Genomic DNA, 20848 nt, shown 5'->3' with positions numbered 1-20848 from the left:
CGCGAGCAGAGCTCGCTCCTACAGGGGGTGGCGGGGTGTTTGGGGGTGGTTGGAGATATAGCTCTTAAAGTTATAAATAAATTGTTATTTATTCTTTTTGATTTCCTTCGAGGCTGGGCATAGTGGGCGCACAGAACGACGAATTCAGTCTCAAGGAGCTGCACAGATGAGCATCAGACTCGGCGACATCGCCCCCGACTTCGAACAGGAATCCAGCGAAGGCCGCATCCGTTTCCACGAGTGGCTGGGCGCCAGCTGGGGCGTGCTCTTCTCGCACCCCGCCGACTTCACCCCGGTGTGCACCACCGAGCTGGGCCTGACCGCCAAGCTCAAGGACGAATTCGCCGCCCGTGGCGTCAAGGCCATCGCCCTGTCGGTGGACCCGGTGGACTCGCACCTGAAGTGGATCGACGACATCAACGAGACCCAGCACACCGTGGTCAACTTCCCGATCATCGCCGACGCCGACCGCGAGGTTTCCGGCCTATACGACCTGATCCACCCGAACGCCAACGACACCCTCACCGTGCGTTCGCTGTTCATCATCGACCCGAACAAGAAGGTGCGCCTGATCATCACCTACCCGGCCAGCACCGGGCGCAACTTCAACGAGATCCTGCGGGTGATCGACTCCCTGCAGCTCACTGACAGCCACAAGGTCGCCACCCCCGCCAACTGGCAGGACGGCGACGACGTGGTGATCGTGCCTTCGCTGAAGGACGAGGACGAAATCAAGCAACGCTTCCCCCGTGGCTACAAGGCGGTCAAGCCCTACCTGCGCCTGACCCCGCAGCCCAACCGCTGATGCGGGCGCCCAGGCCTGCACGAGCAGGCCCGGGCGAATGGATTTACGAGCAGGGTTCGGACCGGTGCGCCGGTCCGTTTTTTATCGAAGAGGAACAGTCCCGATGTTGGTGGTAACCCTTTCCGGCAGTCCCAGCCTGGAGTCGCGTTCGGCAGCCCTGCTGACCCGCGCCCGCCAGTGGCTGGAGCGGCATGGGGTGGAACTGGCGGGCTTCGCGGTACGGGACTTCCCGGCCGAGGACCTGTTGCACGCACGCTTCGACAGCCCGCAGGTGCAGCACCTGATCGAACAGATCGGCCGCGCCGACGGGCTGCTGGTGGCGACGCCGGTGTACAAGGCGTCCTTCGCCGGTGCCCTGAAGACCCTGCTCGACCTGTTGCCCGAGCGGGCCCTGGAACACAAGGTCGTGCTGCCCATCGCCACCGGTGGCAGCAAGGCCCACATGCTGGCGGTGGATTACGCACTGCGGCCCGTTCTGACGGCCCTCAAGGCCGAGGAAGTACTGCACGGCATCTTCGCCGACGACAGCCAGGTGGAGCGCCAGAACGGTGGCGTGCAGCTGGCTCCGTCGCTGGAGCAGCGCCTGGATGAATCGCTGGAGCAGTTCCACCGGGCCCTGGCCAGAAGGCCGCGGCCCCTGGCCCCGGATGCCCTGCGCAATGCGCGCTGGAGCATCTGAGCAAGACGACACGACACTCCCTCGGGGGTGACAAGAACAAAGCCTTACTCGCCCGCCAACGGGCAAGCAGGCGCAACCACTACCCAAAGCAGAGTTCGAGGAGAGCGCCATGCGCACCATCACTTTGCGTCGGAGCCTGGTCGCCCTGTTTGCAGCGGCCATCACCTTCGGCGCCATCACCCAGGCACAGGCCGAGACCTTGCGGATCGGCTACCAGAAATACGGCACCCTGGTGCTGCTCAAGGCCAAGGGCTCGCTGGAGAAGCGCCTGGCCGACCAGGGCATCGAGGTGAAATGGACCGAGTTCCCCGGTGGCCCGCAGCTGCTGGAAGGCCTCAACGTCGGCTCCATCGACTTCGGCGTGACTGGCGAGACCCCGCCGGTGTTCGCCCAGGCCGCCGGTGCCGACCTGCTCTACGTCGCCTATGAGCCGCCAGCGCCCACCAGCGAGGCGATCCTGGTGCCGAAGGATTCGGCCATCAAGTCGGTCAAGGAACTGGCCGGCAAGAAGGTCGCCCTGAACAAGGGCTCCAACGTGCACTACCTGTTGGTCCGCGCCCTGGAAGACGCCGGCCTGAAGTACAGCGACATCCAGCCCGTGTACCTGCCCCCGGCCGATGCCCGCGCCGCCTTCGAGCGTGGCAGCGTCGACGCCTGGGTGATCTGGGACCCCTTCCAGGCCGCCGCCGAGCAGCAGCTGCAGGCGCGCACCCTGCGCAACGGCAGCCAGCTGGTGGACAACCACCAGTTCTACCTGGCCACCCGCGACTACGCGACCCAGCACCCGCAGGTGATCAGCACCCTGGTGGAGGAAGTGCGCGCCGTGGGCGAAGACTCCAAGGCCGACCCGGACAAGGTCACCGAACAGGTGGCGCCGCTGCTCGGCCTGCCCAAGGACATCACCGCCATCGCGGTGAAGCGCCAGGGCTATGGCGCGCAGTTCCTCACCCCGGAGGTGGTCGCCGCGCAGCAGAAGATCGCCGACACCTTCACCGACCTGAAGCTGATCCCGAAAAAACTCAGCATCAAGGACGTGATCTGGACGCCGCCCGCCAAGGTCGCCCAGCAGCCGTGATTTGCGCCTTGCCCCGCGCCAGGACGGCGCGGGGAAGGTCCTGATACCCGTAAACGAACAATCATCGCGCGGCTACGCCACGCCGGCGCGCTCACTCTGGAGTTATTGCGATGAGCCTCAACATCTTCTGGTTCCTGCCTACCCACGGCGACGGCCACTACCTCGGCACATCCGAGGGCGCCCGCGCTGTCGATCACGGTTACCTGCAGCAGATCGCCCAGGCTGCCGACCGCCTCGGTTTCGGCGGTGTGCTGATCCCCACCGGCCGCTCCTGCGAGGACTCCTGGCTGGTCGCCGCCTCGCTGATCCCGGTGACCCAGCGCCTGAAGTTCCTCGTGGCCCTGCGCCCGGGGATCATTTCGCCCACCGTCGCCGCACGCCAGGCCGCCACCCTCGACCGCCTCTCCGGTGGCCGTGCGCTGTTCAACCTGGTGACCGGGGGCGACCCGGACGAGCTGGCCGCCGATGGCCTGCACCTGAACCATGAAGAGCGTTACGAGGCTTCCGTCGAGTTCACCCGCGTCTGGCGCCGCGTACTGGAGGGCGAGACCGTCGACTACGACGGCAAGCACATCCAGGTGAAGGGCGCCAAGCTGTTCTACCCGCCGCTGCAGCAGCCGCGCCCGCCGCTGTATTTCGGCGGTTCCTCCGCAGCCGCCCAGGACCTGGCCGCCGAGCAGGTCGAGCTGTACCTGACCTGGGGCGAGCCACCGGCCGCGGTGAAGGAGAAGATCGAGCAGGTGCGCGAGAAGGCCGCCAAGCTCGGCCGCAGCGTGCGCTTCGGCATCCGCCTGCACGTGATCGTGCGCGAGACCAACGAAGAGGCCTGGGCCGCCGCCGACCGCCTGATCGCCAACCTCGACGACGAAACCATCGCCAAGGCCCAGGCCGCCTTTGCCCGTTTCGATTCCGTCGGCCAGCAGCGCATGGCTGCCCTGCACAACGGCCGCCGCGACCAGCTGGAAGTCAGCCCCAACCTCTGGGCCGGCGTCGGCCTGGTGCGTGGCGGTGCCGGCACCGCGCTGGTGGGCGATGGCCCCACGGTGGCGGCGCGGGTCAAGGAATACGCCGACCTGGGCATCGACACCTTCATCTTCTCCGGCTACCCGCACCTGGAAGAGTCCTACCGCGTGGCCGAACTGCTGTTCCCCCACCTGGACGTGGCGCGCCCGCAGACGGGTGACGGCCTGGCCTTCGTCAGCCCCTTCGGCGAGATGGTCGCCAACGAGGCGCTGCCCGAGCGTCGCCTCAAGGTCTCCCAGAGCTGAGGATGCGCAGATGAACTTCCAATCCATCCTCCAGCGCCTGGCGCCCTGGGCCTTGCCCTTCACGCTGCTGGCCGCCTGGCAGATCGCCGTGGAAACCGGCCTGCTCTCCACCCGCATCCTGCCGGCGCCCAGCGCCGTGGTGACGGCGGGCTGGCACCTGCTCTCCAGCGGTGAAATCTGGACCCACCTGGCCATCAGCGGCTGGCGCGCCGGTATCGGCTTCGCCATCGGTGGCGGCATCGGCCTGCTGCTGGGCTTCATCACCGGCCTGTCGAAATGGGGCGAGCGCCTGCTCGACAGCTCGGTGCAGATGATCCGCAACGTGCCGCACCTGGCGTTGATCCCGCTGGTGATCCTGTGGTTCGGCATTGATGAGTCGGCGAAGATCTTCCTCGTCGCCCTCGGCACCCTGTTCCCCATCTACCTCAACACCTACCACGGCATCCGCAACGTCGACCCGGCGCTGGTGGAAATGGCGCGCAGCTATGGCCTCTCCGGTTTCGGCCTGTTCCGCCAGGTGATCCTGCCCGGCGCGCTGCCCTCAATCCTGGTGGGCGTGCGCTTCGCCCTCGGCTTCATGTGGCTGACCCTGATCGTCGCCGAGACCATCTCCGCCAGCTCCGGCATCGGCTACCTGGCGATGAACGCCCGCGAGTTCCTGCAGACCGATGTGGTGGTGCTGGCGATCCTGCTCTACGCGGTACTCGGCAAGCTGGCCGACGTCGCCGCCCGAGGCCTCGAACGCCTGTGGTTGCGCTGGCACCCGGCGTACCAGGCCAAGGGAGGTGCGGCATGAATGCCCTGTCCACGCCGCAACGCCTGAAGCGCGGCATACCGCTGGCGATACGCAGCATCGGCAAATCGTTCGGCGAGCGCGAAGTGCTCAAGGACATCGACCTGCTGATCCCCGCCGGCCAGTTCGTCGCCGTGGTCGGCCGCAGTGGCTGCGGCAAGAGCACCCTGCTGCGCTTGCTGGCCGGGCTCGACAAACCCAGCCGTGGGCAGCTGCTGGCCGGCTCCGCACCGCTGGACGATGCCCGCGAAGACACCCGCCTGATGTTCCAGGACGCCCGCCTGCTGCCGTGGAAACGGGTGATCGACAACGTCGGCCTCGGCCTCTCCGGCAACTGGCGGCCCAAGGCCCTGGAAGCGCTGGAGGCCGTGGGCCTGGCCGACCGCGCCCAGGAATGGCCGGCGGCGCTGTCCGGTGGCCAGAAGCAGCGCGTGGCCCTGGCCCGCGCCCTGATCCACGAACCGCGCCTGCTGCTGCTGGACGAACCGCTGGGCGCGCTGGATGCGCTGACCCGCATCGAGATGCAGCAACTGATCGAACGCCTCTGGCAGAAGCACGGCTTCACCGTGCTGCTGGTCACCCACGATGTCAGCGAGGCCGTGGCCATCGCCGACCGGGTGATCCTGATCGAAGACGGCGAGGTCGGCCTCGACCTCGCCGTGGAACTGCCCCGCCCCCGCCCCCGTGGTTCGGCGCGGTTGGCGGCACTGGAGGCCGAGGTGCTGGAGCGGGTGCTGTCGCAACCCGCCTCGCCACCGGAGCCGGAACCCTTTTCACCCCTGCCCACGCAGTTGCGTTGGGCGCTCTAAGAGCAGCCGGAAGCTCGAAGCCGGAAGCCTGAAGCAGGCAGTCCTCTTCAAGCTTTCAGCTTCTGGCTTACAGCTCATTTTCGACCCCAGGAGAAAACACCATGACCATCAAAGCCATCAACGTCCGCAACCAGTTCAAAGGCACCATCAAGGAAATCATCGAAGGCCCGGTGCTGTCGGAAATCGACGTGCAGACCGCCGCCGGCATCGTCACCTCGGTGATCACCACCCGTTCCGTGCGCGAGCTGGAGCTGGGCATCGGTTCCGAAGTGATCGCCTTCGTGAAATCCACCGAGGTGTCCATCGCCAAGCTGTGATCCGCTGGATGAGGTTGTGTCAGCTGCCTTGTGCCGACATGAAGAGCCCCGCGCATGCGGGGGCTCGTTCGTTTGGGGCATGTGCTCTGACGATGCTGATATGGATTGTGGGAGCGAATTCATTCGCGATGCGGACCGCAGGGCCGCCCGGAAGGACCGGGATCGCTGCGCGATCCTTCGCGAATGAATTCGCTCCCACAGAGGTGTCGCCCGGGAAGCTATCTGCACCTTGTGTCGTAATGAAAAAGCCCCGCTTTCGCGGGGCTTCGTTCATCCGGGTTCGGCTCAGCGCGTCTGCGGTGCCGGCTGTTGCTGGGTGATGCAGTGGATGTTGCCGCCGCCGAGGAGGATTTCGCGGCCGGGGACCATCACCACTTCGTGCTGCGGGAACAGGCGCTTGAGGATGGCTTCGGCTTCGGCGTCCTTGGGGTCGTCGAACTTGGGCGCGATGATGCCGCCGTTGACGATGAGGAAGTTGACGTAGGAGCCGGCCAGGCGGATCGACGGGTCGCGTTCCTGGGTGCCGGCCACCAGGTCGACGCCGGCGCATTCCTCGTCCGTGGCGTAGAGCGGGCCGGGGATCGGCATCTTGTGCACCACCAGTTGGCGGCCCTTGGCGTCGCGGGCTTGCTCCAGCACCTTCATCGCCGCCTGGCAGCGCGGGTAGTTGGGGTTGGCCGGGTCGTCGGTCCAGGCCAGCAGCACTTCGCCCGGGCGCACGTAGCAGCAGAAGTTGTCGACGTGGCCGTCGGTCTCGTCGTTGTAGAGGCCGTCCGGCAGCCAGATGATGCTGTCCACCGCCAGGTGGTCGCGCAGCACCGCCTCGATCTCCTCGCGGCCCAGGTGCGGGTTGCGGTTGCGGTTGAGCAGGCATTCCTCGGTGGTGATCAGGGTGCCTTCGCCATCCACGTGGATGGAGCCGCCTTCCAGCACGAAGCCTTCGGTGCGGTAGCCCTGGAAGCCTTCGATGCGCAGCACCTTCGAGGCCACCTGGTCGTCGCGGTTCCACGGCGAGTAGAGGCCGCCGTCGAAGCCGCCCCAGGCGTTGAAGGCCCAGTCCACGCCGCGCACCTCGCCGGTGTCGTCGGTGACGAAGGTGGGGCCGGTGTCCCGCACCCAGGCGTCGTCGGTGGTGATTTCCACCACGCGGATGTTCGGTTCGTCCAGGCGCTGGCAGGCGTTCTCGTACTGGCCGGCGCTGACGCAGACGGTCACCGGCTCGAAACGGGCGATGGCACGGGCCACGGCGCTGAAGGCGGCCTGGGCGGGTTTGCCGCCGAGGCGCCAGTTGTCCGGGCGCTCGGGCCAGACCATCCAGGTGCGGCTGTGGGTTTCCCATTCCGCCGGCATGCGGAAGCCATCGGCGCGGGGGGTGCTGTTCAGAGGTTTCATGGGGGTTACCTGTGGTCGCCCGGTGAGGGACGCTGCGGTGGCTGTTGAGTGGGCCCCGCGCTGGCGGGGACCACTGGAAAGGGGTGTCAGGACTCCAGGGAGCCGTCCAGGGTCTTCAGCGGGCCGTACAGGTTCGGGCGACGGTCACGGAAGGTGCCCCAGGCGCTGCGGGTACGTTCCAGTGCGTCGAGGTCGAAGCTGTGGACCAGCACGCCTTCCTCGGTTTCGTTCAGCTCCTCGACCTTGGCGCCGAACGGGTCGGCGATGAAGGAGGAGCCGTAGAAGGTGATGTCGTAGCCGTCCTGCTCTTCGCGGCCGATGCGGTTCGACGCCACCAGAGGCATCAGGTTAGCGCCTGCGTGACCCTGCTGCACGCGTTGCCAATGGTCGCGGGAGGTGATGCTGGCGTCATGGGGCTCGCTGCCGATGGCGGTGGGATAGAACAGCACCTCGGCACCCAGCAGCGCCATGCTGCGGGCGCACTCGGGGAACCACTGGTCCCAGCAGATGCCGACGCCGATGCGCGCGTAGCGGGTGTTCCACACCTTGAAGCCGGTGTCGCCGGGGTTGAAGTAGTACTTCTCGTGGTAGCCGGGCCGTCCGGGATGTGGCTCTTGCGGTACACGCCTAGGTTGCTGCCGTCGGCGTCGATGATGGCGATGCTGTTGAAGCGCGCGCGCCCGGCCAGTTCGAAGTAGCTGATGGGCAGCACCACCTGCAGCTCGGCGGCCACTTTCTGGAAGTGGGCGATGGCGGCGTTGACCTCGGTGGCGGTGGCCAGCAGCAGGTAGTCGGCGTTGGGCTTCTGGCAGAAGTAGGGGGTCTCGAACAGCTCCTGGATGAGGATGATCTGCGCCCCCCTGGCGGCCGCCTGGCGCACCAGTTTCTCGGCGTTGGCGATGTTCGCGGCGCGATCCCAGGAGCAGGCCATCTGGGTGGCGGCGACGGTAACGATGCGGGACATGGAGACACCTCGTCAGGACGATTGCTGTCGATGAACGGGCGCAGGTCGCCCGGGAATGGCGACTTTATAATCGATAAAAATCCGCTTTAAAAGCGATTTAAATCGGTAAAAAGAAAATTATTACCCATAAAGCGGATGTTTATCGGCTTAATGTCGGATAGAAATCGAGCGATTTCAGGGGGTATCGGCAAGCGCAACGGCCCGCTTGGGCAGGAAGGGCGGCAGGTAGAGGCCGAGGTAGGCATCGAACACGCGCATGCCTTCCTCGGCGAAGCGCGGGGTGATCTCGCCATGCAGCTGCACCGAGCGGGCATAGACGCGATCGCCCAGCTCCATGGCCAGGGCGAAGACGTCGATGTCATCCGGCAGTGCCGGCAGCTCGAAGTGGCGCTCGAACAGGCGGTGCATCAGGCGGCCCAGCTCGATGTCGTGCTGGCGGTCGGCCTGGGTCACTTCGGTGAGGCCGTGTTGGGCGAGGATCAGCTGGCGCGCGGCGGTGTCGTCGGCGTAGATCGCCAGCATGCGTTCTTCCACCAGGCGCGAGAGGTCGCGCCAGCTGCCCAGGCTGCCGTGTTCCACCGGCTCCTGCAGGCAGGCGCGGAAGGCGGCGTGCACCTCGGCGGTGAGGCCTTCGAGGATGGCCGGCACGCTGGCGAAGAAGTGGTAGACGGAGGAGGGCGGCATGTCCGCGCGCTCGGCCACGCTGTAGATCGACAGGTTGGCGACGCCTTCCTCGGCCAGCAGCGCCCGTGCGGCGTCGAGAATCCCGGTGATGCGCAGCTGGCTGCTGGCGCGGGGTTTGCGGGTGGTGGCGGGACGTGGCATGACGGGCTCCTGGGCGACGCGCTATTGGACGTCAGGGCGGGAGCCCGTGCAAGGCTTGCGTCAGTTGTCGCCGGCAGGTTCCACCTTGAGCAGCACGCCGTCCTGGCCGACCACGCGGACCTGGGCGCCGACGGGCAGGTCGGGCCCGATCACCAGCCACACCGAATCGCCGGCCTTGATCTTGCCGCGCCCGCCTTCGATGGCCTGGTGCAGGGCGAACTGGCGGCCGACGAATTCCTGGCCACGGCGGTTCAGCCCTGGCTGGTCGGAGGGCTTGGCGGCGCTGCGCTGGCGGCGCCACCAGTAGACGGCGGTGCACACCGAGAGCACGCCGAAGAGGATGAACTGCACCTCCCACGGGATGCCCGGCACGAGGAAGGTGAGCACGCCCACCGCGGCGGCGGCGAGGCCGATCCACAGCAGGTAGCCGCCGGCGCCGAAGACTTCGAGGATCAGCAGCAGGGTGCCCAGGGCCAGCCAGTCCCAGAAGGACAGGGTCTGCAGGTAGCCGAGCATGGTCAGACCTTCTTGTCGCCGAAGGTGGCTTTGACGATCTCGCCGATGCCGCCCACCGAGCCGATCACCTGGCTGGCCTCCAGCGGCATGAGGATCACCTTGCTGTTGTTGGCGCTGGCCAGGCTGCCCAGGGCCTCGACGTATTTCTGCGCGACGAAGTAGTTCACCGCCTGCACGTTGCCGTTGGCGATGGCCTGGGAGACCACGCGGGTCGCCTCGGCTTCGGCCTGGGCGGCGCGTTCGCGGGCCTCGGCTTCGAGGAAGGCGGCGGCGCGCTCGCCCTCGGCGCGGAGGATTTCCGCCTGCTTGTGGCCTTCGGCGGTGAGGATGGCGGCGGAGCGGGAGCCTTCGGCCTCGAGGATCTGCGCGCGCTTGAGGCGCTCGGCCTTCATCTGGCTGGCCATGGCTTCCACCAGGTCGGCGGGCGGGCTGATGTCCTTGATCTCGATACGGGTGACCTTGATGCCCCAGGGCGCGGTGGCTTCGTCGACGGTGCGCAGCAGGCGCTCGTTGATGGCGTCGCGCTGGCTGAGCATGGCGTCCAGCTCCATGGAGCCGAGCACGGTGCGGATGTTGGTCATCACCAGGTTGCGGATGGCGTGCTCGAGGTTGTTCACCTCATAGGCCGCCTGGGCCGCGTTGATCACCTGGAAGAAGCACACGGCGTCGATCTCGACGATGGCGTTGTCGGCGCTGATGGCTTCCTGCGGGGGATGTCCAGCACGGCTTCCATGACGTTGAGCTTGCGGCCGATGCGGTCCATCACCGGAACGATGATGTTCAGGCCCGGCTTGAGGGTGTTGGTGTAGCGGCCGAAGCGCTCCACCGTCCACTCGTAGCCCTGCGGCACGACCTTGAAGCCCATGAAGACGATGGCCACGGCGAGCGCGACGAAGAGGAGTACGACTGTGGTGATGCCCATGACTGTTCCCTGTAGGTGAGTGCCGGCAGCGGCCTTTCTCGGTTATCCGCCCGGATTCTGCGCCGGGCGGCGGTGGTTACTTCTGTTCGCTCTGCGGGGTGACCCGCAGCACTTCCTCGACCGTGGTCAGCCCGGCGGCGACCTTCTGCGCGCCGGACAGGCGCAGGCTGCGCATGCCTTCCTTGAAAGCGTTGCGGCGCAGGCCGACCAGGTCGGTGTCGGCGGTGATGTAGCTCTTCACCGAGTCCGACAGCAGCATGATCTCGTAGACCCCGGCGCGGCCCCGGTAGCCGGTGTCGCGGCATTCCAGGCAGCCCACGGCGCGGTGCGCCCCGGTGGGCAGCGGTGCGCTCCAGGGGCGGGTGAGATTCTGCCAGTCCTCTTCTTCCAGCTCGATGGGCGCCTTGCAGTGCGGGCACAGGGTGCGCACCAGGCGCTGGGCCATGACCCCGAGCAGGGTGGCGCGCAGCAGGTAGTAGGGCACGCCCAGTTCCAGCAGGCGGGTGATGGCGCTGGGGGCGTCGTTGGTGTGCAGGGTGGAGAGCACCAGGTGGCCGGTGAGCGCCGCCTGGATGGCCATCTCGGCGGTTTCCAGGTCGCGGATCTCGCCGACCATGATGATGTCCGGGTCCTGGCGCATCAGCGCACGCACGCCGCTGGCGAAGGTCAGGTCGATGTTGTGCTGCACCTGCATCTGGTTGAAGGCGCCCTCGATCATCTCGATGGGGTCTTCGATGGTGCAGACGTTCACCTCGCTGGTGGCCAGCTGCTTGAGCGTGGTGTAGAGCGTGGTGGTCTTGCCCGAGCCGGTGGGGCCGGTGACCAGGATGATGCCGTTGGGCTGGTTGGTCATGCTCTGCCAGCGCTTCAGGTCGTCCTGGGAGAAGCCCAGCTGGTCGAAGCTCTTGAGCAGCACCTCGGGGTCGAAGATCCGCATCACCATCTTCTCGCCGAAGGCGGTGGGCAGTGTGGACAGGCGCAGCTCCACCTCGCCGCCTTCCGGGGTCTTGGTCTTGACCCGGCCGTCCTGGGGCTTGCGCTTCTCCGCCACGTTCATGCGGCCGAGGCTCTTCAGGCGGCTGACGATGGCCATCGTCACCTGCGGTGGGAACTGGTAGACGGTGTGCAGCACGCCGTCGATGCGGAAGCGCACGGTGCCCTGTTCGCGGCGCGGCTCGATGTGGATGTCACTGGCGCGCTGCTGGTAGGCGTACTGGAACAGCCAGTCGACGATGTTGACGATATGCGCGTCGTTGGCGTCAGGTTCCTGGTCGTTCGCCCCCAGTTTCAGCAATTGTTCGAAGTTGCCGACGCCGCTGATCTTCTGGTCCACGGCATTGGCGCCGCTGACCGACTTGGCCAGGCGGTAGAACTCCACGGTGAAGCGCTGGATGTCTGCCGGGTTGGCGACGATGCGCTTGATCGGGCGCTTGAGCACGTGGGTGAGGTTGCCCTCCCAGCTGTGCACGAAGGGCTGGGCGCTGGCGATGGTGACGCTCTCGCTGTCGGCGGCCACGGCGAGGATCTTGTGGCGCTGGGCGAAGGCGTAGGACATCAGCGGGGTGACCGCGGCGACGTCGATCTTCAGCGGGTCGATGCGCAGGTAGGGCTGGCCGGCGTACTCGGAAAGCCAGACGGTCAGGGCTTCGAGGTCGAGCTTCTTGCCGGGGCGCTTGAGGTCGTCGACCTGCTGGCTGGCGAGGAATTCCAGCGGGTGCTGCTGGTTGTTCACCGCGCTGCGGCGAATCGCCATGCACTGCTCGGCGGTGTCCTGGGCGATCCGGCCCTGGTTCACCAGCTCCCGCAGGAGGTCGTTGAGGTCCAGCCAGCGATCCTGGGCGGCTGAGGCAAAAGCGGACATGCAGGCTCCTTGGTCACGCGATCCCGGTCAGGGAAGAGTAGCCAACGCACTCTTCCGTGGAGGGGGCACAGGATGCCCGAATCGGCGCCTCGGGGCGAAGGGCATTGCGTGATCGGGTGCACCGAACGGCGTGGTCAGGATGCCGCAGGCTGCACATCCACCGAAAACACGCTGACCAGGGAGCGCATTTTCTGCGCGATGACCTCGGCGCGGTGGAGGGTCAGGCCGTCCTGGCGCACCCGCAGCAGCAGCTCGTCGCCCTGGCGGCTGGACTCCAGCCACTGCGGCACCAGTTGCAGCTGGGCGAAGTAGCCGAGCAGGCGGCTGAGGATGTCCGCGTCGGCCTCGGCGAGGATGGTGAAGCTCAGGGTGCGCGCCTGGCCGGGCAGGTGCGCCTTGCTCCACACGTCTTCCCGCGACGCCAGGGCGGCGGTGAAGGGCGGTGGCAGGGTGACGCGGGGTGATTCTTCGAGATCGAGCATGTTGGCGGCTCCGGAGGCGACGGCCTATTTTCCGGGCGCCAAGCGGAGAATTTCTGCCTGTTTATTGGTCCTTTCGGCTTGTTGAGGAATAGAATTTCCCCGATATCCGAATATTGGGGTTTTTCATGCCTGTCGAACTCGATCCCTACGACCGCCGCATCCTCGAACTGCTGCAGGAGGACGCCAGCATCGCCACCGCCGAGATCGCCGAGCGCATCGGCCTGTCCCAGTCGCCCTGCTGGCGGCGCATCCAGCGGCTCAAGGAGGAAGGCGTGATCCGCCGCCAGGTGACCCTGCTGGACCGGCGCAAGATCGGCCTCAACGCGCAGATCTTCGCCCAGGTGAAGCTCAACGCCCACGGCCGCTCCAACCTCACCGAATTCGCCGAGGCCATGCAGGGCTTCCCCGAGGTGCTGGAATGCCACGTGCTGATGGGCGCAGTGGACTTCATGCTGCGCATCGTCACCAAGGATATCGAGGCCTACGAGCGCTTCTTCTTCGAGAAGCTGTCACTGGTGCCGGGCATCCAGGAGGTCAACTCCATCGTCGCCCTGTCGGAGATCAAGTCGACCACCCGCTTGCCGGTGGGCGGGTAGGGGGACGCACTGCCCCGGGGGGAGGTACCTGTGGGAATTCATTCGCGATGGCAGCCGATAGGCTGCCGCTCCTTGCGGGTTCGCGCCTGGGGCCGCTGCGCGGCCCTTTCGCGAGTAAGTTGGGGAGCTTCGAGCCCAGCTGATTGCCGAGCTCTGCTGATGCTTTTGGTTTCGCCCACCCGGGCGAGTCCCTTTTAACAATCGTCGGAATGCCGAACCACTTAAAAGGAACCAAAAGGGCTTGCCCCTGCATACGGGTCTGGCTGAAGCCAGACTTCCCTCGCTCCATCGTCGTTCCAGGGGCACGCCGCGAAGGGCCATCCCTGGCCCATCGCGGCTCTCGCGACATCCATGTCGCTCAACCCCTTACACGACGATTCGCTCGGCCTCCTGAAAGGGGCGTTTGGCCGCTGCTTCAATTTTGTCGCCCGAATAAAGCAAAGGTGTCAGCGCTGCTGACACAAACTCCCGATAGGCAGTACGTAGGGCGGGTGAAACCCGCCGGCTTATCTCGCGGGAACGAAAAAGCCCCGCATCGGCGGGGCTTTTTCAGCGCGTAGCCCGGGCTACTGGATGGGCCGGTGTAAATCCCGTAGGCACAAAAAAAGGCCGGCAGAGGCCGGCCTTTCTCGTTGTGCAGCGGATCAGGCGTTGAGGCCGGTGGCCTCGTCGGCGCCGATGTGCACGTTCATGCACTGCACTGCGGCACCGGCGGCGCCCTTGCCGAGGTTGTCCAGGCGCGCGACCAGGTTGAGGCGGTCGGCGGAGCCGAAGACGAAGAGGTCGACGCGGTTGGTGTCGTTGCAGCCCTGGACGTCGAAGAAGCCGCCGTCGAGGTTGGCTTCGTCACCGGCCGGCATCACCCGCACGAACTGTTCGCCGGCGTAGTGCTGGCGGTAGATCTCGGTGATTTCGGCGGCGCTGGCCTTGCGCGCCAGGCGCTCGGTGTAGAGCGGCACGGTGACCGCCAGGCCCTTGAGGAAGGGGCCGACGATGGGGTTGAACACCGGTGCCTGGGCCAGGCGGGCCTGGACGCGCATTTCCGGCAGGTGCTTGTGCTCCAGGCCCAGGGCGTAGGGGCGCGGGCTCATCAGGGCGGCGTCGTTGCCGGCTTCGTACTGGGCGATCATGCCCTTGCCGCCACCGCTGTAGCCAGTGAGGGAGAAGGTCGACAGTGGGTAGTCGGCGGGCAGCAGGCCGGCGTCGATCAGCGGGCGCACGGCGAGGATGAAGGCACTGGCGTGGCAGCCGGGCACGGCGATGCGCTTGCTGGTGCGGATCTTCTCGCGCTGGCCGGCGGCCAGTTCCGGCAGGCCATAGGCCCAGCTGTCATCGGTGCGGAACGCGGTGCTGGCGTCGATGATGCAGGTGTTCGGGTTGGTCACCAGCGACACCGCCTCGCGGGAGGCCACGTCGGGCAGGCAGAGGAAGGCGACGTCGGCGGCATTCAGGAAGCGCGCGCGCTCCTGCGGGTCCTTGCGTTTGTCATCGGCGATGCGCAGCAGCTCGATGTCGGCACGGCCGGACAGGTAGTCGAGCAAGCGGAGGCCGGTGGTGCCTTCCTGACCATCTACGAACACTTTGAAAACCATGGCGGACTCTCTCGGACAGACGAATGAAGAGCGGGGCGCGCATTGTAACCAGCGGGGTGGCGCCTTGGCCAAGCGCGTCGGCGGATCAGCTCCGCGAGGCGTCGGGCGGTGTGGCGGCGGGCGGCGGGGTGAGGCCCATGGAGACGTAGATGCTGGTCAGCGCGTCGACGCCCATGTCGGCCGGGCGCACCCAGTCCACCGGCACGTAGAGCAGGCCGCCACCCACCGGGATGGGCGCGGTGGGCACCAGGATGGCGCAGTAGGGCCGGCCTTCCAGCTCGATGGGGGCGGAGCTGGGCTGCAGCGCGAGCACTGCCGCGCCGTCACCGCCGAAGAAGCACCAGACCGGCTTCATGGTGGTGATGTCGGCGTTCTTTTCCTTGTCGAGCATGCCGACGAAGCGGTCGGCGATGTTGTAGACGTTGCCGATCAGAGGGGTGCGCCGCAGGGTCTGGTCGAACAGCCAGGCCAGTGGCCGGCGCAGGCCCAGCTGCACGGCCAGGCCCAGGGGATAGAGGCTGCCCAGCAGCACCAGGGTGCCAACGAACCAGGCGAGGTAGGGGTTGCTGGCGAATGGCTGGCCGAGGGCGGCGAGCAGTTGGCCGATCAGCGTCGAGGGGCCCACCAGGCGATTGAGCAGGCTGACGATCCAGGCCAGCAGGGCCAGGGTCAGCACCAGCGGCAACAGGGCCAGCAGGCCGGTCAGCCAGGTGCCGAGCAGGGATCGGAAGCTTTGCTTGAACATCGGGTGGGTTCCTCGTCGGCACCGCGCGGGCGCGCGGTGCCGGGTCGCATCACTTGAGCAGCTGTTTCCAGCTCTTCAGCGTCAGCACCTGGTGGGCCTGGGTGACACGGGCTTCTAGGGCTTCCTCGTCGATCGGCTGGCTCGCCAGTTCGGCCAGCTTGTTCAGCTCGCCGTAGCAACGGTCGGTCTCGGGGATTTCCAGCAGCACGCTGCGGGCCAGGCGCAGCCAGACCAGCAGGCGCTCGATGCGCGGCAGCTGTTCGGCGAGGTCCTCGGGCTGGCGCTTGTAGCGGTCCAGCTGCAGGTCGCGGGCTTCGTCGCCCAGCAGGCGCGGCAGCCATTTGCCCAGCGCCGCCTTGCCCTGGCGGTTGCCACGGTCGTTGCGGTTGGCGGTCCAGCCGCGGGCCAGCAGCCAGCTGGAGGCGTCGAGGGAGAACAGGCCCCAGCGGGTGCCGGCCAGTTCGTCGGCGAACTGCTGCGGCGCGGCCTTGCGCGCGGCTTCGTCGTCCTGGCCGGCGGCCAGGCGCGGGCGCCAGTCACCGATCAGGGCGTCCAGGGCTTCACGCAGGCCATGGCTGGTGGTGCGCGGTGCGGCCTGGCCGAGGCTGCCGAGCAGGGCGCGCAGGTCGATCAGTTGCTGCAGCCATTCGCCGAGCAGCTTCCAGTGGCCGTTGAAACGGTATTGCTCGGCCAGGCGCTGGCTGCTGCCGAGCAGGTGCCAGGCGATGGCGGCGATGGCGTCGTCCAGGGGCATCTCGGCGTCCAGCTCCGGGGCCGGCAGGGCGACGCTGTAGCTGTTGGCGTCGAACAGGCGGTAGCCACGCTCGGCCTTGCTGATGTCGCAGGGCATCAGGGCCAGGTCGGCGGCCAGTTCACGGGCCAGCTCCAGCAGGGCTTCGGGCTCGCCCTGGCGCAGTTCCAGCTCCAGCTCGCAGATTTCTTCCTCGGCCTTGCCGGCGATGACCTTGCCCAGGTCCAGGGCGGCTTCCACCACCACCTTGGCCTTGCCACGGCCCCAGGCGATCTCGGCGCGCTCGCGGACGAAGTCGGTGGTGAAGATCGGTGCCAGGGTCTTCTTGTCCAGCTCGGCGAGGCTGGCGGGCCAGCAGTCGTCACCGAGTTTCTTCGGGTCGAGCTTGGCCTTGGTCAGGTACCAGTCCCACTCGTTGCGCTCGGAGAGGCCGGCCACGCTCTGGCCACGGCTCTTCAGGGTCTGGATGAATTGATCACCGTCGCGACGCAGGCGCAGGGCGACCTTGGCGCGCGACAAATCCCGCTCGGGGGTGTCGTAGTACTGGTTGAAGAGCTCGCGCTTCTCCCAGCCGCTCTTGTTGCGCTTCTTCAGCAGCGGGTGGTCGCGGAGGGCTTCGAGGGTCTCGCGGCTGGCGCGGAGCTTGATTTCGGTTTCTTTTTGCATGGCCGGAGTTTTATCAATCGCAGCACGGGATGGCTGCCGAGGCGGTGAAGTCTACAGGACGCCGAGGGGACCTGCCGGGCGGTTTCGCCGCTGGTAGGTTGTCCCTATGATGAGCCCTCGTCCTTGGAGGTGACCGATGCCCATTCCAGACCTGAAGAGCCAGTTCGCCGCACTGATCGCGGCGCCTTCGGTGAGCTGCACCCAGCCCGGCTGGGACCAGTCCAACCAGGCGGTGATCGACCTGCTGGCGGCCTGGCTGGGCGAGCTGGGCTTCCGCTGCGAGGTGCAGCAGGTGGCGCCCGGCAAGGCCAACCTGCTGGCCACCCTGGGCAGCGGCCCCGGCGGCCTGGTGCTGGCGGGGCACAGCGACACCGTGCCCTTCGATGCCGCGCTGTGGAAGACCGACCCGCTGCAGCTCGCCGAGGCCGATGACCGCTGGTACGGCCTGGGCAGCTGCGACATGAAGGGCTTCTTCCCCTTGGTGATCGAGGCGGTGCGCAGCCTGCGCGACCAGTCGTTCCGCCGTCCGCTGATCGTCCTGGCCACCTGCGACGAAGAGAGTTCGATGTCCGGCGCCCGCGCCCTGGCCGCCGCTGGGCAACCCCTGGGCCGCGCCGCGGTGATCGGCGAGCCCACCGGCCTCAAGCCGATTCGCCTGCACAAGGGCGTGATGATGGAGCGCATCGATATCCTCGGGCAGAGCGGCCACTCCTCCGACCCGAGCCTGGGCCGCAGCGCCCTGGAGGCGATGCACGAAAGCATCGCCGCGCTGGTGGCCCTGCGTGGCGAGTGGCAGCGCACGTTCAACAACCCGCTGTTCAACGTGCCCCAGCCCACCCTCAACCTCGGCTGCATCCACGGTGGCGACAACCCCAACCGCATCTGCGGCCAGTGCAGCCTGGAGTTCGACCTGCGCCCGCTGCCGGGCATGGAGCCGGAAATGCTCCGCGCGGCCATCCGCCAGCGCCTGGCGCCACTCGCCGAGCGCCATGGCGTGGCCATCGACTACCAGCCGCTGTTCCCCGCCGTGCCGCCCTTCGAGGAACCGGCCGGAAGTGATCTGGTGCGCCTGGCCGAACGTCTTACCGGGCATGCCGCAGAAGCGGTGGCCTTCGGCACCGAAGCGCCGTATCTTCAGCAGCTTGGTTGCGAGACCCTGGTGCTCGGCCCCGGCGACATCGCCTGCGCCCACCAGCCCGATGAACACCTCGAACTGTCACGCATCGAACCTACCGTGGCGCTGTTGCGCCAGCTCATCCAGCACTACTGCCTGAACCCCGCCGACAAGGCCTGATGTGGAGGGAATCCGTTGATGTTCCTGCGACGACGATAAACGCGACGCCCCCGACTCCGTCTCCGGAGTAGCACCGCTCATTTCGCCAACGTTCACAGGCTCACGGAATCCATGCACGACTACGTCAACTGGCTGCGCCACGCATCGCCCTATATCAACGCCCACCGGGACTGCACCTTCGTGGTGATGCTGCCCGGCGAAGGCGTCGCCCATCCGAATTTCGGCAACATCGTCCACGACCTGGTGCTGCTGCACAGCCTGGGGGTGCGCCTGGTGCTGGTGCATGGTTCGCGCCCGCAGATCGAGGCACGCCTGGCCGCGCGCGGGCTCACCCCGCACTTCCACCGCGACCTGCGCATCACCGACGGCCCCACCCTGGAGTGCGTGATCGACGCCGTGGGCCAGCTGCGCATCGCCATCGAGGCGCGCCTGTCCATGGACATCGCCGCCTCGCCCATGCAGGGCTCGCGCCTGCGTGTGACCGGCGGCAACTTCGTCACCGCGCGGCCCATTGGCGTGGTCGATGGCGTCGACTACCACCACACCGGTGAAGTGCGCCGCATCGACCGCAAGGGCGTCGGCCGCCAGCTGGACGAGCGCTCCATCGTGCTGCTCTCGCCCCTGGGCTACTCGCCCACGGGGGAAATCTTCAACCTCGCCTGTGAAGACGTCGCCACCCGCGCCGCCATCGACCTGGGTGCGGACAAGCTGGTGCTGTTCGGCAGCGAACGCGGGCTGATCGACGAAGCCGGCAAGCTGGTGCGCGAACTGCGCCCGCAGCAAGTGCCCAGCCACCTCGTGCGCCTGGGCAACAGCTACCAGGCCGAGCTGCTGGACGCCGCCGCCCAGGCTTGCCGCAGCGGGGTCAAGCGCAGCCACATGGTCAGCTACGCCGAGGACGGCTCCCTGCTCACCGAGCTGTTCACCCGCGACGGTGGCGGCACCCTGGTGGACCAGGAGCAGTTCGAGTCCCTGCGCGAAGCCACCATCGAGGACGTCGGCGGGCTGATCGACCTGATCACCCCGCTGGAGGACCAGGGCATCCTGGTGCGCCGTTCCCGCGAGGTGCTGGAGCGCGAGATTGGCCAGTTCAGCATCGTCGAGCGCGACGGCCACATCATCGCCTGCGCGGCGCTCTATCCCATCGCCGACTCCGAGGCCGGCGAGCTGGCGTGCCTGGCGGTGAACCCGGAATACCGCCACGGCGGCCGTGGCGACGAACTGCTGGAACGCATCGAGGACCGCGCCCGCGCCCTGGGCCTGAAGACCCTCTTCGTGCTCACCACCCGCACCGCCCACTGGTTCCGCGAGCGCGGCTTCCAGCCCAGCGGCGTGGAAAGCCTGCCGGCGGCGCGTGCCTCGCTCTACAACTACCAGCGCAACTCGAAGATCTTCGAAAAGGCGCTCTGAGGCCGCTCCTACAGAACTGAGGGCTCGGCAGGATGAACGCGTGCCGTAGGGTGTGCCGTGCGCACCTTCGCACGGTGCTTCCGGCGAGCTCCAGGTGCGCGCAGCACACCCTACGTCTGGAGTGAGCGACGGCTGCCCGCTCCGAGGCCCCTCTTCCAGTGGACTCGCGAAAGGGCCCGGCACCGGGCCCATCGCGGCTGAAGCCCACAGGGGGGAATCCCGCTCACCCCATCAGGGCAATATCGCGAACACCCGCGCCGGGAAGCCGGTGCCCCGGGCGATCTTCGGGAAGCTCACCACCACCAGCGCGCCGGCTTCCGGCACCTGGTCCAGGTTGGCCAGCAGCTCGATCTGGTAGTGGTCCTTGCCGAGGATGTAGGACTCCAGCGAGTAGTCGTCCTTGCTGGTGGCGATGCCCGGGTCGGTGTCCGTGGTCTCGTGGCCGGAGGCGGTGATCTTGCGCGTCTCGTAGAGGTACACCAGCGCCTCCTTGCTCCAGCCCGGGTAGTGGGCCACGCCCTGGGCGTCGGCGTTCTGGATCTTTTCCTGGCTCGGCCAGCGCTTGGACCAGTCGCTGCGCAGGGCCACGAAGGCGCCTTCCGGCACCGGCCCGTGCTTGGCCTCCCAGGCCTTCACGTCGGCCAGGGTCAGCACGTAGTCGGGGTTCTTCGCCGCTTGCTGGTGGATGTCCAGCACCACCAGCGGCAGCAGCTGTTCCTTCACGTCGATCTGGTCGATGCCGCGCAGGCCCTTGTGGAAGTGCACCGGCGGGTCGACATGGGTGCCCCACTGGCCGACGTGGGTGTAGAGGTCCACCTGGAAGCCGTCCTTGTCGACGGTGTAGAGCGTCTTGCGCTGGGCGTTCTCGAAGCCCTTCCAGTGCGGCACCTGCTCGTCGTAGGCGTGGGTCAGGTCGACCCAGGTCTTGGTTTTGAGCGTGGCGTAGGTGTCCCAGAGGCCGGGTTGCGCGGCCTGGGCCAGCAGCGGCAGGGACAGCGAGGCGGTGAGGGCCAGGCGGCCCAGGGTGCGTATCGACATGCGTGACCTTCTCCTTGGTTGGGATCGGGCCGGTACGGGCGGGCTGCC

At 67.2% G+C, this 20848-nt stretch carries 19 protein-coding genes and 2 pseudogenes; 10 read left to right on the top strand and 11 right to left on the bottom strand.

The window, feature by feature from the left end:
- Positions 1–166: 166 nt before the first annotated feature.
- The 7 genes from PSm6_RS08735 to PSm6_RS08705 all read left to right on the top strand — a co-directional run bounded on the left by PSm6_RS08735 (position 167) and on the right by PSm6_RS08705 (position 5746).
- The gene (locus PSm6_RS08735) at positions 167–805 is read left to right on the top strand and encodes a peroxiredoxin (RefSeq protein ID WP_265170039.1); all 639 of its coding nucleotides are present in this window, start codon (positions 167–169) and stop codon (positions 803–805) included.
- Between the two features lie 103 nt (positions 806–908).
- Positions 909–1484 carry an NADPH-dependent FMN reductase gene (gene ssuE / locus PSm6_RS08730; protein WP_265170038.1) on the top strand — a complete coding sequence of 192 codons (576 nt, stop codon included), beginning with the start codon at positions 909–911 and terminating at the stop codon, positions 1482–1484.
- Positions 1485–1593: 109 nt separating this feature from the next.
- On the top strand, positions 1594–2559 hold the full coding sequence (locus PSm6_RS08725) for a sulfonate ABC transporter substrate-binding protein (RefSeq protein ID WP_263401029.1): 966 nt from the start codon (positions 1594–1596) through the stop codon (positions 2557–2559).
- 110 nt (positions 2560–2669) lie between these two features.
- Positions 2670–3827: an FMNH2-dependent alkanesulfonate monooxygenase gene (gene ssuD / locus PSm6_RS08720; protein ID WP_265170037.1), complete on the top strand. Its 1158-nt coding sequence runs from the start codon at positions 2670–2672 to the stop codon at positions 3825–3827.
- A 10-nt stretch (positions 3828–3837) separates the two neighbouring features.
- On the top strand, positions 3838–4623 hold the full coding sequence (gene ssuC / locus PSm6_RS08715) for an aliphatic sulfonate ABC transporter permease SsuC (protein WP_265170036.1): 786 nt from the start codon (positions 3838–3840) through the stop codon (positions 4621–4623).
- Positions 4620–5429: an aliphatic sulfonates ABC transporter ATP-binding protein gene (ssuB, locus tag PSm6_RS08710; RefSeq protein ID WP_265170035.1), complete on the top strand. Its 810-nt coding sequence runs from the start codon at positions 4620–4622 to the stop codon at positions 5427–5429. Before ssuC ends, ssuB begins: the two co-directional genes overlap by 4 nt.
- Positions 5430–5530: 101 nt before the next feature.
- On the top strand, positions 5531–5746 hold the full coding sequence (locus PSm6_RS08705) for a TOBE domain-containing protein (protein ID WP_003455791.1): 216 nt from the start codon (positions 5531–5533) through the stop codon (positions 5744–5746).
- 285 nt (positions 5747–6031) lie between these two features.
- Here the strand turns inward: PSm6_RS08705 and aguA are convergent, their stop codons facing one another.
- The 7 genes and pseudogenes from aguA to PSm6_RS08670 form a co-directional block, all read right to left on the bottom strand.
- A complete protein-coding gene (aguA, locus tag PSm6_RS08700; protein WP_265170034.1) occupies positions 6032–7138 on the bottom strand; it encodes an agmatine deiminase in 1107 nt (368 codons plus the stop codon).
- An 86-nt stretch (positions 7139–7224) separates the two neighbouring features.
- Positions 7225–8069 (bottom strand): annotated as a pseudogene (gene aguB / locus PSm6_RS08695) (N-carbamoylputrescine amidase).
- A gap of 207 nt (positions 8070–8276) precedes the next feature.
- On the bottom strand, positions 8277–8927 hold the full coding sequence (locus PSm6_RS08690; RefSeq protein WP_265170033.1) for a TetR/AcrR family transcriptional regulator: 651 nt from the start codon (positions 8925–8927) through the stop codon (positions 8277–8279).
- Positions 8928–8987: 60 nt separating this feature from the next.
- Complete coding sequence (locus tag PSm6_RS08685) at positions 8988–9443, bottom strand: NfeD family protein (RefSeq protein WP_265170032.1); 456 nt, start codon at positions 9441–9443, stop codon at positions 8988–8990.
- 2 nt (positions 9444–9445) lie between these two features.
- Positions 9446–10365 (bottom strand): annotated as a pseudogene (locus PSm6_RS08680) (SPFH domain-containing protein).
- 76 nt (positions 10366–10441) lie between these two features.
- The gene (tfpB, locus tag PSm6_RS08675; RefSeq protein ID WP_021222853.1) at positions 10442–12226 is read right to left on the bottom strand and encodes a type IV pilus assembly ATPase TfpB; all 1785 of its coding nucleotides are present in this window, start codon (positions 12224–12226) and stop codon (positions 10442–10444) included.
- Between the two features lie 134 nt (positions 12227–12360).
- Positions 12361–12708, bottom strand: coding sequence for an ACT-like domain-containing protein (locus tag PSm6_RS08670; RefSeq protein WP_021222854.1), 348 nt, complete (start codon positions 12706–12708; stop codon positions 12361–12363).
- Between the two features lie 125 nt (positions 12709–12833).
- Between PSm6_RS08670 and PSm6_RS08665 the strand changes: the two genes are divergently transcribed.
- Positions 12834–13304 (top strand): Lrp/AsnC family transcriptional regulator, encoded by a 471-nt coding sequence (locus tag PSm6_RS08665; protein ID WP_021222855.1) that lies wholly within the window; start codon positions 12834–12836, stop codon positions 13302–13304.
- Between the two features lie 644 nt (positions 13305–13948).
- Here the strand turns inward: PSm6_RS08665 and argC are convergent.
- The 3 genes from argC to PSm6_RS08650 form a co-directional block, all read right to left on the bottom strand.
- Positions 13949–14896, bottom strand: a complete 948-nt coding sequence (gene argC / locus PSm6_RS08660; protein WP_021218593.1) for an N-acetyl-gamma-glutamyl-phosphate reductase — start codon at positions 14894–14896, stop codon at positions 13949–13951.
- A gap of 85 nt (positions 14897–14981) precedes the next feature.
- A complete protein-coding gene (locus tag PSm6_RS08655; RefSeq protein ID WP_021218594.1) occupies positions 14982–15641 on the bottom strand; it encodes a DUF502 domain-containing protein in 660 nt (219 codons plus the stop codon).
- A gap of 49 nt (positions 15642–15690) precedes the next feature.
- On the bottom strand, positions 15691–17058 hold the full coding sequence (locus PSm6_RS08650; protein WP_021218595.1) for a CYTH domain-containing protein: 1368 nt from the start codon (positions 17056–17058) through the stop codon (positions 15691–15693).
- 136 nt (positions 17059–17194) lie between these two features.
- Between PSm6_RS08650 and argE the strand changes: the two genes are divergently transcribed.
- Both argE and argA read left to right on the top strand, forming a co-directional pair.
- Complete coding sequence (gene argE, locus PSm6_RS08645; RefSeq protein WP_021218596.1) at positions 17195–18352, top strand: acetylornithine deacetylase; 1158 nt, start codon at positions 17195–17197, stop codon at positions 18350–18352.
- Positions 18353–18463: 111 nt separating this feature from the next.
- Positions 18464–19762 carry an amino-acid N-acetyltransferase gene (gene argA / locus PSm6_RS08640; RefSeq protein WP_021218597.1) on the top strand — a complete coding sequence of 433 codons (1299 nt, stop codon included), beginning with the start codon at positions 18464–18466 and terminating at the stop codon, positions 19760–19762.
- Between the two features lie 231 nt (positions 19763–19993).
- On the opposite strand, the gene PSm6_RS08635 is transcribed toward argA, so the two are convergent.
- Entirely contained in the window at positions 19994–20800 is an 807-nt protein-coding gene (locus PSm6_RS08635; RefSeq protein WP_021218598.1) for a cyclase family protein, read from the bottom strand.
- Positions 20801–20848 lie beyond the last annotated feature (48 nt).

The sequence above is a fragment of the Pseudomonas solani genome (assembly GCF_026072635.1).
In the GTDB taxonomy this organism is placed as follows: Bacteria; Pseudomonadota; Gammaproteobacteria; order Pseudomonadales; family Pseudomonadaceae; genus Metapseudomonas; species Metapseudomonas solani.
The sequence above is the reverse complement of the archived record's forward strand: the minus strand, read 5'-3'. Positions and strand labels throughout refer to the sequence as shown.